We start from the raw sequence: 15242 nt of genomic DNA, 5'->3' as shown, positions 1-15242 counted from the left end.
AATTTCGCGCCACGGCGCTGCTCCGGGATTCGGACCGGTCACGTGATCCGTTGTGCCCCGGTTTGTCCGGCTCCTACGTTCGTGGGATGTTGCGTCGCAGGGCACTTCTGCAGTCGGCCGCGCTCGGAGCCGTGTCGGCGCTGGCCGGCAGGTCCACAACGGACGTCCAGCTGATCAGGCCCGGCGACGCCGCCTACGGAGACGCCAAGCTCGGCTACTTCACGCAGTACGACGCCCAGCGCCCGAGTGCGATCGCACGGGTCTCGACCCCCGCGGACGTCCAGCGGTGCATCGAGATCGCCCGCCAGGACCGGACGCGGATCGCCGCCCGGTGTGGTGGCCACAGCTATCCGGGCTACTCCACGGCGGACGGGGCGCTGATCGTCGACGTGCGCGGCCTCGACCGGATCGACGTCCGCCCGGACGGCACGGTCGAGGTCGGCGCGGGCGTGCTGCTGATGGACCTCTACGTCGCGCTGGCGGGCGCCGGCCGGATGATGCCCGCGGGCACGTGCGCGACGGTCGGGATCTCCGGCCTGACGCTGGGCGGCGGCATCGGCGTGACCGCACGCCAGTTCGGGCTGACGAGCGACCGGCTGGTCAGCGCGCGGATCGTGACGCCCGACGGCGTGCACCGGACCGCGTCGGCCACGGAGCACACCGACCTGTTCTGGGCGTTGCGCGGCGGTGGCGGCGGCAACTTCGGCATCGTCACGTCGTTCGTGTTCCGCACCGAACCCGCGCGCAACCTCACGACGTTCACCCTGCAGTTCCCCTCCGCGGCGCTGGCCTCGCTGCTCAGCGTCTGGCCGGACTGGCAGGGCAAGGCGCCGGACGCGCTCACCTCGACCGTGGGTGCCGGTAGCGGCTCGAACCCGTACGTCGAGGTCGGCGGCTGTTTCGTGGGCACGCCGGCCAACCTCAAGCCGCTGCTGGACGACCTCGTGCGCCGCGTCGGCTCCCAGCCGAGCTCGCGGCGCGAGACCGAGCAGAGCTTCCTCGCCGCCATGGAACGGTTCGCGTGGTGCCGGGTCAGCGACGGCTCGTGCAAGCCGTCGTGGAACGGGGGAGGGGGCGGTCAGTCGCGTGGCAGCTACGTCTCCACGTCGCGGATGCTCACCAAGCCGATCACCGATCCGCAGAAGCTCGCGGACATCTTCAAAAGCACCCCCAACTCCTACAACATGATCGACGCCCTGGGAGGCGCGGTCGGTCGCGGCCCGGCCACCGCGTTCCCGCACCGGACCGCGCTGGCGAGCATCCAGGTCGAGCTCACGCTGCGGGCGGGCGAGGCGAACGCGCGGCGTGCGATGGGCGTGGCGCGTGACGAGCTCGGCAAGATGTTCGGCGCCACCGGGTACGTGAACTACATCGACCCGCAGATGCCCGACTGGGCGAACACCTACTACGGCTCGTCGCTGACGAGGCTGCGCGAGGTGGCGCGCAAGTACGACCCCGACCGGGTCTTCACGTTCGCGCAGGGCCTCGCGTGAACCCCTGAAGCCGAACGGACTATTGTCCTGTTGCGGCGTTCGGCCCTACATTGCGGTAACGCCGGTTACCACAAAGGGGTCCAACGATGCAGCTCCGTGCCGTGCTCGCCGCCGTCCTCCTGATGTTCACCCTGGTCACGCCCGCCTCCGCGGCCGCGCCGGGGGAGCTGGTCAGCAGCCGGGAGGTGGCGTGGCACCCGGAACCGCTGAGGCTCCTACCGGCGCCGGTGAAGGCGTACGACATCCGCTACCGCTCCACGTCCGCCACGGGCGGCTCGACCGTCGTGTCCGGCATGGTGCTCGTGTCGCCGCTGCCGTGGACCAACGGCCCGCGGCCGATCGTGGCGTACGCGATGGGCACGCAGGGGATGGGCGACCAGTGCGCGCCGTCGCGGCAGCTGCAGGGCGGCACCGAGGTCGAGATCGCGTTCCTCGCGCAGGCGATGCTCAAGGGCTGGGCCGTCGCCGTCACGGACTACGAAGGCCTTGGCACGCCAGGGGATCACACGTACGCGGTGTCCCGTTCGGAGGGGCGCGCCCTGCTCGACGTCGCGCGGGCGGCGAGCGGCGTCCCGGGCCTCAGCGCCGACGCCCCGGTCGGCGTGTTCGGCTACTCCCAGGGCGGTCAGGCCGCGTCGTCCGCCGCCGAGCAGTGGAAGTCCTACGCGCCCTCGCTGAACGTCGTCGGCGTCGCCGCCGGTGGTGTGCCGGCCGACCTGAACGCCGTCGCGAAGTTCAACGACGGCAACGCGGGTGCGGGCCTGGTGTTCGCGGCGGCAGCCGGCTACGCCGCGGCTTACCCGGAGCTGCCGCTGTCATCGGTGTTGAACGCCCGCGGCAAGCAGGTCATCGACCAGATCCGCGAGGCGTGCGTCGCCGAGATCGCCCTGGTGGCACCGTTCACGCGCCTCAACTCGCTGACGACGACGCCGGACGTCATCCAGGACCCGTTGTGGCAGAAGCGTTTGCGGGAGAACACGCTCGGCTCGGTCAAGCCCGCCGCCCCCGTCTACCTCTACCACGGCACGCTGGACGAGCTGATCCCGTTCGGTGTCGGGCAGAAGCTGCGCTCGCAGTGGTGCGCGCAGGGCGCCGACGTGCAGTGGACCGCGCTGCCGTTGCTCGGGCACGTCACCGCGGTCAGCGCGTGGGGCACGAACGCGATGAACTGGCTGGGCGACCGGTTCGCAGGCGGGCAGACCCGCCCTAACTGCTAGTCAGGAGCGGGGAACCGGCGCCGGAACGTGAACGCCTCCGGCGTCGGCCCCTGCTGGACCAGGTGGAGCTTCGCGAGCCCCTCCTCGGTCGTCGGCCGATGCCCGGCCGGCACCCACCACATCACGTCGAACGCGGTCTCCGGGGCGAACCACTGTCTCGTGCGCTTGAGCGCCTCGAGGTGCACGCCGCTGAAAGCGAACGCCCACAACGACTCCGCGGACTCCCACACGCTGAGGTTGAACGCGTCCCACATCGGGTCGCGGCCCAGGCGCAGCATGTCGTTCGTCATCCGCTCCGACGTCGGCCGCCACACGAAGCCGGGGGCCTGCCGCGCGAGGTCGTTGATCGCCTCGACCCGGCTCGTGAACCCGCGCATCCTCCAGTGGTCGAACGCCCACCTGCCGGTCGTGATGTTGGCCTGTGCCAGGTGGAAGGCTCCCATGCGCCCACTCTGACATGATCGGCCCATGCGGTGTGTGGTGCTCGACGACTATCAGGGCGTGGCTCTCGCGAACGCCGACTGGTCAGGCCTCGACGTGACGGTGCTGCGCGACCACCTGGCCGATCCGGCCGCCGAGCTGGCCGAGGCCGAGTGCGTCGTGATCATGCGCGAGCGGACCCCGTTCACGGCCGACCTGTTCGCCCGGTTGCCCAAGCTCCGGCTGCTGATCACCAGCGGCATGCGCAACGCCGCGATCGACCTGGACGCGGCGCGCGAGCACGGGGTCACGGTGTGCGGCACCGGCAGCGCCAAGACCCCGCCGACCGAGCTGACCTGGGCGTTGATCCTCGGCCTCGCCCGCCACCTGGCCGTCGAGAACACGGCCTTCCGCACCGGCGGCCGCTGGCAGAGCACCGTCGGCGTCGACCTGGCCGGCCGCACGCTCGGCCTGCTCGGCTTCGGCCACCTGGGCAAGGCCGTCGCGCGCGTCGGCAAGGCGTTCGGCATGGACGTGGTGGCGTGGAGCCAGAACCTCACCACCGGCCTGGTCGAGCCGGAGGGCGTCCGGCTCGCCTCCGGCCTGCACGACCTGTTGGCGCAGAGCGACTTCGCGTCCGTCCACCTGGTGCTGAGCGACCGGACCCGCGGCCTGGTCGACGCCGCGGCGCTCGCCTGCCTGAAGCCGTCGGCGTTCCTGGTCAACACCTCCCGCGCGGCCATCGTGGACGGGCCCGCGTTGGTGGAGGCGTTGCGGGAGAAGCGGATCGCCGGTGCCGGGCTGGACGTGTTCGAGGTGGAGCCGCTGCCGCTGACCGACTCGCTGCGCGGCCTGCCGAACGTGCTCGCGACCCCGCACCTCGGCTACGTCACCGAGTCGAACTACCGCACCTACTTCACCGAGGCCGTGGAGGACATCCACGCCTACATCAAGGGTGAACCGGTCCGGCAGCTCTAGCGGCCGGTTACCTACCGGTAGTAAGTTCGGCGGCATGACGCCGGACGCCTCCGCGCACATCGAGGTCGCTGCCTCGCCGCAGCGCGTGTTCGAGCTGGTCAGCGACCTCCGCGGGCTCGGCGAGTGCGCCGAGGAGTACTCCGGCGGCACGTGGCTGAACGCGCCGGGGCCACGGGTCGGTGCCCGGTTCCGCGGCATCAACAAGCGCGGCTGGCGGATCTGGCCGACGACCTCCACGGTGACCGACTGCTCCGCGACGAGGTTCGCGTTCGAGGTGAAGTCGCTGGGGCTGGCCGTGTCGCGCTGGCAGTACGACATCGAGGCCACCGGTGAGGGGTGCCGCGTCACCGAGTCGACGTGGGACCGCCGGCCCAGGTGGTACGTGCCGATCACCCGGCTCGCGACCGGCGTGCGGGACCGCGCCGTGACGAACCAGCGCAACATCGAGGCGACGCTGCTGCGGCTGAAGCACGCCGCCGAGTCTGCTTGATCGTTCCTGTCCGTTCCTCGGCAACTGGACAGAATCACTCACATCTTCACTCACACTCCAACACGTCTGAACAGCACTGCGCAGGGCGGTGAGCTGCAGACATCGGAGGACCGGAACGAGATCCGGTCGCCCTGACGCGTTGAAAACGCTGTCATCGGCGTGGGAACGTGCTCGAACGACCGTTGACACGCTCGAAACGTCAGCGTTCAATCCTCGTCAAATATCCTATAGGATCAGAGATCCGAGGAGTTGGCGTGGCAAAGGTCCGACGTGCAGAGGCGTTCCAGGTGGACGTTCCCGTGGAGACTCTCCGCACCGACGCGGTCCAGCAGTTCCTCAAGCAGGAGACCGTCTTCGTCGAGATCGAGACCGACGACGGGCTCACCGGACTCGGCTACGCCTACACGATCGGCACGGGCGGCAGCTCGGTCCTCGCCCTCCTGAAAGACCACCTGCTGCCCCGTCTCGCGAACGCCGACACCCGCCGGATCGAGCACGTCTGGCACGACCTGTTCGCGTACACGCGGTCCACCACGGTCGGCGCGATCACCTCGCTCGCGCTCGCCGCCGTCGACACCGCGCTGTGGGACCTGCGGTGCCTGCGGGCGCGGGAACCGTTGTGGCGCGTGGCAGGCGGCTTCCGGCAGGAGGTCCCGCTGTACGACACCGAAGGCGGCTGGCTGCACCTGGGCACCGAGGAGCTCGTCGCGGGCGCCAAGGAGACGGCCGCGCAGGGCTGGCAGGGCATCAAGATGAAGGTCGGCAAGCCCGACCTGACCGAGGACGTCGAACGCCTCGAAGCCGTCCGGGCGGCGGTCGGCGAGCGGTTCGCGATCATGGTCGACGCCAACCAGTCCATGACGGTGGCCGAGGCGGTCCGGCGCGCGGACGCGTTCCGGGGCGTCGGCCTCACCTGGCTCGAGGAACCGCTGCCGGCCGACGACGTGAGCGGGCACGAACGCCTGGCCAGGGCCACCAGCATCCCGATCGCGGTGGGGGAGTCGCTGTACTCCGTGGCGCAGTTCCGCGAGTACCTCGAACGCGGCGCCGCGTCGATCATCCAGGTCGACGCCGCGCGGATCGGGGGCATCACGCCGTTCCTCAAGGTCGCGCACGTCGCCGAGGCGTTCAACGCCGACGTGTGCCCGCACTTCCTGATGGAGCTGCACGTGAGCCTCGCGGCCGCGCTGCCCAACGGGAAGTTCGTCGAGCACATCCCGCAGCTGCGCGGGATCACCAAGAGCGAGATGACCGTCCTCGACGGACACGCGCTCGCCCCTGACGCACCAGGTCTCGGCATCGACTGGGACCGCGACGCGATGGAAGACCTTCGGGTCGCCTGAAACACCGCCTGAAAATCACAGAGGAGTGGTCTTGAGAGCGTTAGGTGTCGTTGCCGGCCTGCTCGCGTCGTTGATCGCGGTCCCGGCAGCCGTGGCCCAAGCACCCCAGCAACCGACGGCGGCCAAGGCCGAGAAGCCTTACATGGGCTGGAGCAGCTGGACGTTGCAGGCGACCAACTACCCCGGGGTCAACCCGGACGGTCCCGCCAGCTGGCTGAACGAGAAGAACGTGCTGGCACAGGCGGACGTGCTGGCCGCGAGGTTCAAGAAGGCCGGCTACGACCACGTGAACGTCGACGCGGGCTGGCTCGGCTCGTTCGACGAGTACGGGCGCCCGGTCGTGGACGCGAAGAAGTTCCCGCGCGGCTTCAAGTGGCTGGGCGAGTACATCCACGGCAAGGGCCTGAAGTTCGGTTCGTACCTGGCGGTCGGCCTGGACCCCAAGGCGTACAACGACGGCAAGACGCCGATCCACAACGCGCCGGGCTGCACCACCAAGGACGTCGTCTACCCCGACCTGCGCAAGACGAACGGGTGGGACTCGTCCTACAAGATGGACTTCGCGAACCCGTGCTCGCAGAAGTACATCGACTCGCTGGCCCAGACGCTCGCGGGCTGGGGCGTCGACTTCCTCAAGCTCGACGGCGTCGGCCCCGGCAGCTTCCGCGGCGGCGAGCGCTACGACAACACGACCGACGTGAAGGCGTGGAACTCCGCGCTCAAGAGCACCGGCCGTCCCATCGAGTTCCTCATCTCGTGGGCGCTGAGCCACCGCTACGCCGACGTGTGGAAGGCCAACACCAACGGCTGGCGCGTCGACACCGACGTCGAGTGCTACTGCGACACGCTCGTCACCTGGAACCAGTCGGTGAAGCAGCGCTGGAACGACGTCGTGCAGTGGATCGACGACGCGGGCCCCGGCCACTGGAACAACCTCGACAGCGTCGCGGTCGGCAACGGCCAGATGGACGGCCTCACCGAGGCCGAGCGGCAGAGCTACATGACGCTGTGGTCGATCTCTTCCTCGCCGCTCTACATCGGCGACGACCTCACGAAGATCGATGACTACGGCTACGAGCTGCTGACCAACAACGAGGTCATCGCCATCAACCAGGCCGGTGTTCCGGCGCGTCCCGTGGACCAGTCGTCCGACCAGCAGGTCTGGTACGCCCGCAACCGCGACGGCAGCTACACCGTGGCGCTGTTCAACCTCGGCTCCAGGCCCGCGAAGGTGACGGCCGACTTCGACCGGCTCGGTATCAGGGGCAACGCGAAGGTCCGCGACGTGTGGGCGAAGAAGGACGTCGGCCAGAAGTCCGGGTCCATCACCGAGGACCTGCCGGTGCACGGCTCGAAGCTCTTCACCGTCACGCCGCGCGGCACGGTCGCGCCCGGCGTCGTGCAGGGCACCGCGGCGACCCCGACCAGCGTGTCCCTGAAGTGGTACGGAAAGACCGGCGTCCGGTACGACGTCTACGCGGGCAACAGGAAGGTCGCCACCACCACCGACACCAAGGCGACCGTCACCGGCCTCACCCCGGCGACCTCCTACGAGTTCACCGTCGTGCAGAACGGCGCCCGCTCCCAGGCCGTGAACTACGTGACGCCGCAGGAGACCGTGACGTACGAGGCGGAGAAGGGCAGCCCCGGCGGCGGCGCGACCGTCTACGGCTGCGCGTGCTCGGGCGGCAGCAAGGTCGGCTACATCGGCGGCAGCGGCAACATCACCATGCCGACGATCGTCGCGCCTCGTGAGGGCACCTACCTCGTCGAGCTGGCCTACATCTCCGCCGACGCCAGCCGGACCGGCGTCGTCACGGTCAACGGCACCAGCTTCAAGCTGCCCGTCGCCGGCTCCAACGACGACGACTGGAACACCCCGCAGAAGGTGACCGTGCCCGTCTACCTGTTGAAGGGCAACAACACCATCCGGATCGGCAATCCGGACGACTCCGTGTTCGACGTCGACAGCATCCGCGTCTAGGACCAGGAGGTGCCGTGGTGACAACCGTGCAAGACACAAGCGCCCAGGTCGTGCGTGGACCTGCCACCACGGCGCCTCCGCCCCGCCCACGCCGGGGACCCGCCTCCCGCCGCAACGACACGTGGGTCGCGTGGCTCCTCGTCGCTCCCGCGCTGCTCGGGTTCGGCACGTTCTTCGCCTACCCGATGCTGCGGGGCGTCTACCTCAGCTTCACCGAGTTCCACATCCTCAGCCCACCGGTCTGGACGGGTCTGGAGAACGTCCAGGAGCTCTTCGAAGACACCAGGTTCTGGCACTCGCTCGGCGTCACGGTCTACTTCGTCGCGCTGTCGGTGGTGCTGGGCATCGGAGTCTCGCTGCTCACCGCCGTCGTGTTGCACCGGCTGGGGGTCGGCACGACGGTCCGCGGGCTGATGATCCTGCCGTTCCTCATCTCCGGCGTCGTCACGGCGCTGGTGTGGACGTGGATGCTCGACCCGCAGCTCGGCATCGTGAACCAGCTGGTCACCTGGGTCACCGGCGAGCCGATCATGTTCTTCGCGTCGAACGACTGGGCGGTGCCCACGCTGGCCGCGCTGAACGTGTGGAAGAGCATGGGCTACAACGCCGTCCTCATCTTCGCGGGCCTGCAGACCATCCCCGCGACGATCTACGAGGCCGGGCGGATCGACGGCGCGTCGGAGTGGCAGATGTTCCGCTCGCTCACGTTGCCGTTGCTGCGGCCGATCCTGGTGATGGTCGTGATCCTGAACGTGATCGGCTCGACCCAGATCTTCGACATCGTCCAGGTCAGCACCAAGGGCGGTCCGGCGGACGCGTCGCTGGTGCTCCAGATGTACATCTACGACAAGGCTTTCGGCCAGTTCGACTTCGGCTACGCCGCGACCATGTCGCTCGCCCTGTTCCTGCTGCTCGTCGCGGTCACCTTCACGCAGATGCGGATGGCCCGTGCCGGCGAGTCCGACACCGACTAGAGGAGGCTCGGTGAACCTGTCCTCGAGGCTTGGCAGGAGCGTGGCCTGGGGCTACCTGGTCGTCGTGCTGCTGATCACGATCTTCCCGTTCTACTGGATGCTGCGCACCGCGCTGTCCAACAACTTCGCGATGTCGACCGACCCGTCGTCGTTGCTGCCGGTGCACTTCACGTGGGGCCCGTTCGAGCGGGCGCTGGGGTTGGCGACGCCCGCCGAGGCGGCGGCGGAAGGCGGTTCGGGTGCCAGCATCGACCTGGCGCTCGCGCTGTGGAACTCCGTCGTGTACGCGGGGATTCTGACGATCCTCACGGTCGGGCTGTCGGCGCTGGCCGCCTACGCGTTCGCCCGGTTGCGGTGGAAGGGGCGCGACGTCGTCTTCGGCGTGCTGCTGACCGCGCTGATGGTGCCGTCGGTGTTCACGTTGCTGCCGAACTTCGTGCTGATGAAGGACCTGGGGCTGCTCAACACGTTCGGCGGCATGATCCTCCCGCAGGCCCTGTTCTCCGCGTTCAACATCTTCTTCCTGCGGCAGTTCATGCTCGGGCTCTCGCACGAGATCGAGGAGGCGGCGATCATCGACGGCGCCGGGCCGCTGCGCGTGTGCTTCCGAATCGTGCTGCCGATGAGCGTCGCGCCGATGGCGACCCTGACGCTGCTGCAGTTCATCACCACCTGGAACGACTACTTCTGGCCGTTGCTCGTCACGAACGACGAGTCGGTCCGCCCGCTCACCCTCGCGCTCGCGGTGTTCAAGCAGTCCTCACCGCAGGCGTCGCTGGACTGGGCCGGCCTGATGGCGGCGACGCTGGTCGCGGCGCTGCCGATGTTGCTGCTGTTCGTGGTCTTCGGGCGGCGGCTGGTCAACTCCATCGGCTTCACGGGGATCAAGTGAGACTGCACTGGCCGTCGGCGGCGGCGGAATGGACCGAGGCGCTGCCCGTGGGCAACGGCCGTCTCGGCGCGATGGTGTTCGGCGGGACCGGGCGGTCCCGTGTGCAGGTCAACGACGCGACCGTGTGGTCGGGCACCGCGGACGGGCCTGCCGCGGCGTTGGCGGACCGCGTCGCCGCAGGAGCGGGTCCGGAACGGCTCGCGCAGGTGCGTGAGGCGGTCTTCGGCGGTGACCTGGGGCGTGCGACCGAGTTGCTGATGTCGTTCGAGGGCCCGTACAGCCAGACGTTCCTGCCGTACGCGGACCTGTGGATCACGCTGCCGGACGGCGAGTCCCACGGCCGCACGCTCGACCTGGACACGGGGGTGGTCACCGAGCGGATGACCATCGCGGGCGAGGACGTCGTGCGGCGGGTGTGGGCGTCGGATTCCGCGCTGTGCGTGGAGATCACCGGTGCCGTGCCTTGCGGCGTCGAGATCTCCACGCCGTTGCGGGAGGTGTCGCGGGACGGCCTGAACCTGGTGGTCGAGATCCCGGTCGACTCCGCGCCCCGCCACGAACCGCAGGTCGGGGCGCCGGTGTACGGGGGCGGTGAGCGAGGCACTGTCACGGTGGAGGTGGCCGAGAGCGAACGCTGGCTGCTCACGCTCACCAGTTCCACGACCACCGAGTCGCTCTGGACCGGTGAGCGGCGCGGCGACCACAGGACGTTGATGGGCGCCTGCGAGGTGCGGTTCGGGGACGTTCCCGAGGTCGTCGACGTGCCGGACCTGCTGGCCGGCAAGGACGAGGAGCTCATCGCGTCCGTGCTGTTCGCGTACGGCCGGTACCTGCTGGTCTCGTCGTCGCGGCCCGGTGCGCCACCCGCGAACCTGCAGGGCATCTGGAACGGTGAGCTGCGCCCCGCCTGGTCGTCCAACTACACGATCAACATCAACACCCAGATGAACTACTGGGCCGCCGAGGTCACCGGGCTCGCCGAGTGCCACGACCCGTTGCTGGAGCTGCTCGAGAAGCTCGCGGTCACCGGCCGCGAGGTGGCCCGCGAGCTGTACGGCGCCCGGGGTTGGGTGGCGCACCACAACACCGACGCGTGGGGCTGGTCGCTGCCGGTCGGCATGGGTCACGGCGCGCCGTCGTGGGCGATCTGGCAGATGGGCGGCGCGTGGCTCGTCCAGCACGCCTGGGACCACTACGACTTCGCCCGCACCTGGTCCACTTTGGAGCGTGCGTGGCCACTGCTGCGCGGCTGCGCCGAGTTCTGCCTCGACTGGCTCGTCGAAGGCCCGGACGGTTACCTCGACACGTGCCCGTCGACGTCGCCGGAGAACTGGTTCCTCGACTCCTCCGGCTCCCCGCAAGCGTTGTCGTGGTCCGTGACCATGGACGTGATGCTGATCCGCGCCGTGTTCGAACGGACCTCGGCGCTGGCACTGGCATCGGGCCGCGCCGACCCGGTGCTGGCGGAGATCGCGGCCGCGCTGCCGCGCCTGCGTCCCGTGCCGGTGTTCGGCGGACGGCTGGGGGAGTGGGCCGGCGACTTCGCGGAGGAAGACCCGGCGCACCGGCACATGTCGCACCTGGTGTCGGTCTACCCGCTCGGCCAGATCGCCGCCGGCACATCTCTCGGTGACGCCGCGGTGGCGACGATGGACCGCCGCGGCAACGGCGCGATGGGCTGGTCGTGGGCCTGGAAGATGGCGCTGCGGGCCAGGCTGGGCGACGGCGAGACCGTGCGGTCGCTGCTGTCCGAGGCCTCGCAGCCCTTCACCGGCGACCGGCACCGCGACGCGCCGTTCGACGGCTCGGAGTGGGGCGGCCTGCTGCCGAACCTCTTCAGCACGCACCCGCCGTTCCAGATCGACGGCAACTACGGCTTCACGGCGGCCCTGGCCGAGGTCGTGGTGCAGAGCCACAACGGCGTGATCGACGTGCTGCCCGCGTTGCCCGGCGGCTGGTCCCGCGGCTCGGCGCGCGGACTTCGTTGCCGTGGCGGGCTTTCCGTCGACGTCACCTGGCACGACGGCGAGGTCTCCGTGCGGGTGCGGCGGCTGTCCGGCGACGCCTCGGCGGTCGTGCCGGTGAGCATCGGCGGCGAGGTCACCGAGGTCGTCGTGAGCGACGTCGTCGAGGTGCGCGGGAGGATCTCTTGCTGACCGACCTGGGGCTGGACGCGCTGTGGGAGTACCGCAGCTCTTACGTGCGGCCGGACGACTTCGACTCGTTCTGGGACGAGACGCTGGCCGAGGCTCGTACGGTCGCGCTCGCGGTCGAGGCCGTGCCGGTCGAGACCCCGTTGCGGACGCTCGACGTCTACGACGTGTCGTTCGCGGGCTTCGGCGGCGACCGGGTCCGCGCGTGGCTGAGGACGCCCAAGGGCCGTTCCGGCCTGCCCGCGGTCGTGCAGTTCCACGGGTACGGCGGCAACAGGGGCAGCGCGGTCGAGAACCTGACCTGGGCCAGCGCGGGCTTCGCACACCTGCAGGTCGAGGTGCGGGACCAGCGCGGCGGCACCGGTTTCATGACCCGCGGCATCGCCGACCGCTCCACCTACTTCTACCGGCGCGTCTTCACCGACGCGGTCCGCGCGGTCGAGGCCGTGCGCGCCCTGGGCTCCGCCGGCGTGGCCGTGATCGGCAACAGCCAGGGCGGCGGCATCGCGCTCGCCGTGGCGGGCCTGGTCCCCGACCTCGCCGCCGTGCACACCCAGGCACCGTTCCTCTGCGACTTCCGCAGGGCGGTGAACGTCTGCGGCCGCCCACCGTTCACCGAGCTCACCACCTACGTCGCCGAGAACCGGCGCTCGGACATCTTCTCCACACTGTCCTATTTCGACGGTGTGGGACTCGCCGCCCGGGCCACGGCCCCCGCGTGGTTCTCGGTCGGCCTGATGGACGACATCGTGCCGCCGTCCACGGTGTTCGGCGCCTACCACGCGTACGCCGGACCCAAGGAGATCGCTGTCTGGGAGCACAGCGCCCACGAGGCGGGCGGCTCCGACGACCTCGACATCGCACTGGAAGCCTTCCGTTCCCGTCTCTTGGAGAAGCCATGAAAATCGCCGCCGCTGCCCTCGTCGCAGCAACAGCCCTGGTGGTCGCGGGATGCGGGAGCTCCGACGCGGGCTCCGGCAGCAACACCGTGAACTGGTGGACCTGGGACGACAAGCAGGCAGTCGCCTACGGCGAGTGCGAGAAGGCGTTCGAGGCCGCCAACCCCGGCACCGACGTGAAGATCACCCGCTACAACGTCGACGACTACTTCACGAAGCTCACCGCCGGTTTCGTGGCGGGCACCGCGCCGGACGCGTTCCAGAACTCCGTCCAGTTCCTGCAGGCCTACGCCTCGCAGCACCAGCTGATGCCGCTCGACGACCTGATCGCCAAGTCCTCTGTGGACCTGAAGAGGTACTCGGTGGGCGTCGAGACCTGGAAGTTCACCGACGGCAAGCAGTACGCGCTCCCGCTCGACTGGGCGGCCTCCGCGTTCTACTACAACGCCGACATGCTCGCGAAGGCCGGCGTGCCCGAGGCCGACGTGCGGAAGCTGACCTGGAACCCGGACGACGGCGGCACGTTCGACAAGGTCGTCGCCCACCTCACGATCGACAAGTTCGGCAGGCGCGGCGACGAGCCGGGCTTCGACAAGACCCAGATCGCGACCTACGGCATCGGCGCCATGGCGGGCCGCAGCTTCATCGGCGAGACCTCGTGGGCCCCGTTCGTGAACACGCTCGGCTGGCGCCTGGGCGACAAGGACCAGTGGCCCACCAAGTTCAACTACACGGACCCGCGCTTCACCAAGACGATGAAGTGGGTCCTGTCCCTGACCGACCGCGGCTTCTCCCCGAAGCTCGGCACCTTCACGACCGGCAACCAGTCCACGATCTCCGACATCGACCTGATCGGCTCCGGCAAGGTCGCCATGACCATGGGCGGCTCGTGGTCGGCCCCGGGCTTCGGCAAGATACCGGGCGTGAAGGTGGGCATCGCCCCGACCGTGCTCGGCCCCTCCGGCACCCGCTCCGTCCTCTCCAACTCGAACGGCAACAACATCTGGGCGGGCACCAAGAACCCGGACCTGACCTGGAAGTGGGTCAGCTACATGGGCGGCGAGGAGTGCCAGACCAGGGCGGGCGCCACCGGCACGTTCTTCCCGTCGATTCCCGCCGCCATGGACAACACCGTGACCTCGATGAAGTCCCAGGGCGTGGACCTCACGGTCTTCAACCAGTACGTGAAGGACGGCGTCCTGTACCCGTCCAGCGCCTACGCCAACGGCTCCGCCGTCCAGTCCGCCGAACAGCCCCTCTTCGAGGCGTACTTCGCAGGCCAGCGCTCCGACGACGTGTTCGCCGAGATGGAACGCGTCTCGCAGGAGATACTGGCCAAGAACTAGACGGGAGTCTCAGGAGTGGTGTTGCGGATACCGGCCAGGCGCGTGCTGGCGGATGACGTCTACGAGCAGATCCGCGCCCTGATCATGAGCGACGGCATCGCGCCGGGCGCCAGGGTGAACATCGACGAACTGGCGCGCACGCTCGACGTGTCCCCGACCCCGGTCCGAGAAGCCCTGGCCCGCCTGGAATCCGAGGAACTGGTCAGCAGGCTCCCGTTGCGCGGCTACAGCGTGACGGACCTGCTGAACCGCAAACAGGTCGACGACCTCTACTCCCTGCGCCTGCTGCTGGAACCCCCGTCCGCGGCCCTGGCGGCAGCCCGCATGACACCGGAGTTCGTCACCCTCATCGAGGAGGAACTGGCCACCTGCCCGGCGGCCCCGGCCGACAACGCCTACGACGACTACAAGAACCTCACCGCCCACGACCAACGCCTGCACGAACTGATCCTGCGGATCGCCGGGAACGACGCCGTCCTTCAGTCCTTCTCGAAGACGCACTGCCACCTGCACCTGTTCCGGCTGAACTTCCAGCAGCCCTTCGGGGTCCAGACGATCACCGAGCACCGCGCGATCGTGGACGCGTTGGTGGCACAGGACGAGGCGGGGGCGAGTGCGGCGATGACCGCGCACCTGGAGATCGCGCGGAAGCGGCTGCTGGACCGGATGTAGGACGGCAGCGCTTTTCCGCGCGCTCAAGGCAATGCCGAAGGCGAGCACCTCTGCCACGCAACGCGATGGCGGAGCCGAGGCGGATGAAATGCTCCAGCTCGGCATTGCCTGCGCAACCACCCTCGCAAGGTGACGCATCCGAACGGCCACACGCAAGCCGACTCGTCGACGCCACCGGCAATACCACCAGCTCCGCTGGTATCAGCCGAAAGATTCACCCGCACAATCCCAGCACCCCCGGAGAACGCCCGCTGACCAGCAAGATCACCGCCACCTCCAAAACCTTAAAACCATTTAAAAACAACAAGGTCCAGCCCACTTTGAACCCCGTCCGTGACCTCCCCGTAGTCATCGGTACAACACCGTTCGACCCCCCGAGGA

At 69.2% G+C, this 15242-nt stretch carries 13 protein-coding genes; 12 read left to right on the top strand and 1 reads right to left on the bottom strand.

Going from position 1 to position 15242, the window contains the following annotated elements; all coding sequences use genetic code 11:
• Positions 1 to 86 precede the first annotated feature (86 nt).
• Both ACWF7A_RS02875 and ACWF7A_RS02870 read left to right on the top strand, forming a co-directional pair.
• Positions 87 to 1493, top strand: a complete 1407-nt coding sequence (locus ACWF7A_RS02875) for an FAD-binding oxidoreductase (protein WP_452248684.1) — start codon at positions 87 to 89, stop codon at positions 1491 to 1493.
• 86 nt (positions 1494 to 1579) lie between these two features.
• Complete coding sequence (locus ACWF7A_RS02870; RefSeq protein WP_452248683.1) at positions 1580 to 2710, top strand: lipase family protein; 1131 nt, start codon at positions 1580 to 1582, stop codon at positions 2708 to 2710.
• Here the strand turns inward: ACWF7A_RS02870 and ACWF7A_RS02865 are convergent.
• Positions 2707 to 3153 carry a DUF3291 domain-containing protein gene (locus tag ACWF7A_RS02865; protein WP_452248682.1) on the bottom strand — a complete coding sequence of 149 codons (447 nt, stop codon included), beginning with the start codon at positions 3151 to 3153 and terminating at the stop codon, positions 2707 to 2709. The two genes, ACWF7A_RS02870 and ACWF7A_RS02865, sit on opposite strands and share 4 nt — an antisense overlap.
• 25 nt (positions 3154 to 3178) lie before the next feature.
• Here ACWF7A_RS02865 and ACWF7A_RS02860 point away from each other — a divergent pair, with 25 nt between their 5' ends.
• From ACWF7A_RS02860 to ACWF7A_RS02815, 10 genes are all read left to right on the top strand, one after another.
• Positions 3179 to 4108 (top strand): D-2-hydroxyacid dehydrogenase family protein, encoded by a 930-nt coding sequence (locus ACWF7A_RS02860; RefSeq protein ID WP_452248681.1) that lies wholly within the window; start codon positions 3179 to 3181, stop codon positions 4106 to 4108.
• Between the two features lie 34 nt (positions 4109 to 4142).
• Positions 4143 to 4598: an SRPBCC family protein gene (locus tag ACWF7A_RS02855; RefSeq protein ID WP_452248680.1), complete on the top strand. Its 456-nt coding sequence runs from the start codon at positions 4143 to 4145 to the stop codon at positions 4596 to 4598.
• Positions 4599 to 4852: 254 nt separating this feature from the next.
• Complete coding sequence (locus ACWF7A_RS02850) at positions 4853 to 5941, top strand: mandelate racemase/muconate lactonizing enzyme family protein (RefSeq protein WP_452248679.1); 1089 nt, start codon at positions 4853 to 4855, stop codon at positions 5939 to 5941.
• A gap of 31 nt (positions 5942 to 5972) precedes the next feature.
• Positions 5973 to 7925, top strand: coding sequence for an alpha-galactosidase D (locus ACWF7A_RS02845; protein ID WP_452248678.1), 1953 nt, complete (start codon positions 5973 to 5975; stop codon positions 7923 to 7925).
• A 26-nt stretch (positions 7926 to 7951) separates the two neighbouring features.
• Positions 7952 to 8899, top strand: a complete 948-nt coding sequence (locus ACWF7A_RS02840; protein WP_452248677.1) for a carbohydrate ABC transporter permease — start codon at positions 7952 to 7954, stop codon at positions 8897 to 8899.
• 10 nt (positions 8900 to 8909) lie between these two features.
• Complete coding sequence (locus ACWF7A_RS02835) at positions 8910 to 9791, top strand: carbohydrate ABC transporter permease (protein ID WP_452248676.1); 882 nt, start codon at positions 8910 to 8912, stop codon at positions 9789 to 9791.
• A complete protein-coding gene (locus tag ACWF7A_RS02830) occupies positions 9788 to 11947 on the top strand; it encodes a glycosyl hydrolase family 95 catalytic domain-containing protein (protein ID WP_452248675.1) in 2160 nt (719 codons plus the stop codon). Before ACWF7A_RS02835 ends, ACWF7A_RS02830 begins: the two co-directional genes overlap by 4 nt.
• Positions 11941 to 12846, top strand: coding sequence for an acetylxylan esterase (locus ACWF7A_RS02825; RefSeq protein ID WP_452248674.1), 906 nt, complete (start codon positions 11941 to 11943; stop codon positions 12844 to 12846). Before ACWF7A_RS02830 ends, ACWF7A_RS02825 begins: the two co-directional genes overlap by 7 nt.
• Positions 12843 to 14189 (top strand): ABC transporter substrate-binding protein, encoded by a 1347-nt coding sequence (locus ACWF7A_RS02820; RefSeq protein WP_452248673.1) that lies wholly within the window; start codon positions 12843 to 12845, stop codon positions 14187 to 14189. The genes ACWF7A_RS02825 and ACWF7A_RS02820 overlap by 4 nt, the downstream gene beginning before the upstream one ends.
• Before the next feature lie 21 nt (positions 14190 to 14210).
• Positions 14211 to 14861: a GntR family transcriptional regulator gene (locus tag ACWF7A_RS02815; RefSeq protein WP_452248672.1), complete on the top strand. Its 651-nt coding sequence runs from the start codon at positions 14211 to 14213 to the stop codon at positions 14859 to 14861.
• Positions 14862 to 15242 lie beyond the last annotated feature (381 nt).

The organism is Lentzea sp. NPDC055074 (assembly GCF_053608005.1).
Note: the sequence above shows the minus strand (reverse complement) of the source record. Positions and strands in the feature narration are given on the sequence as shown.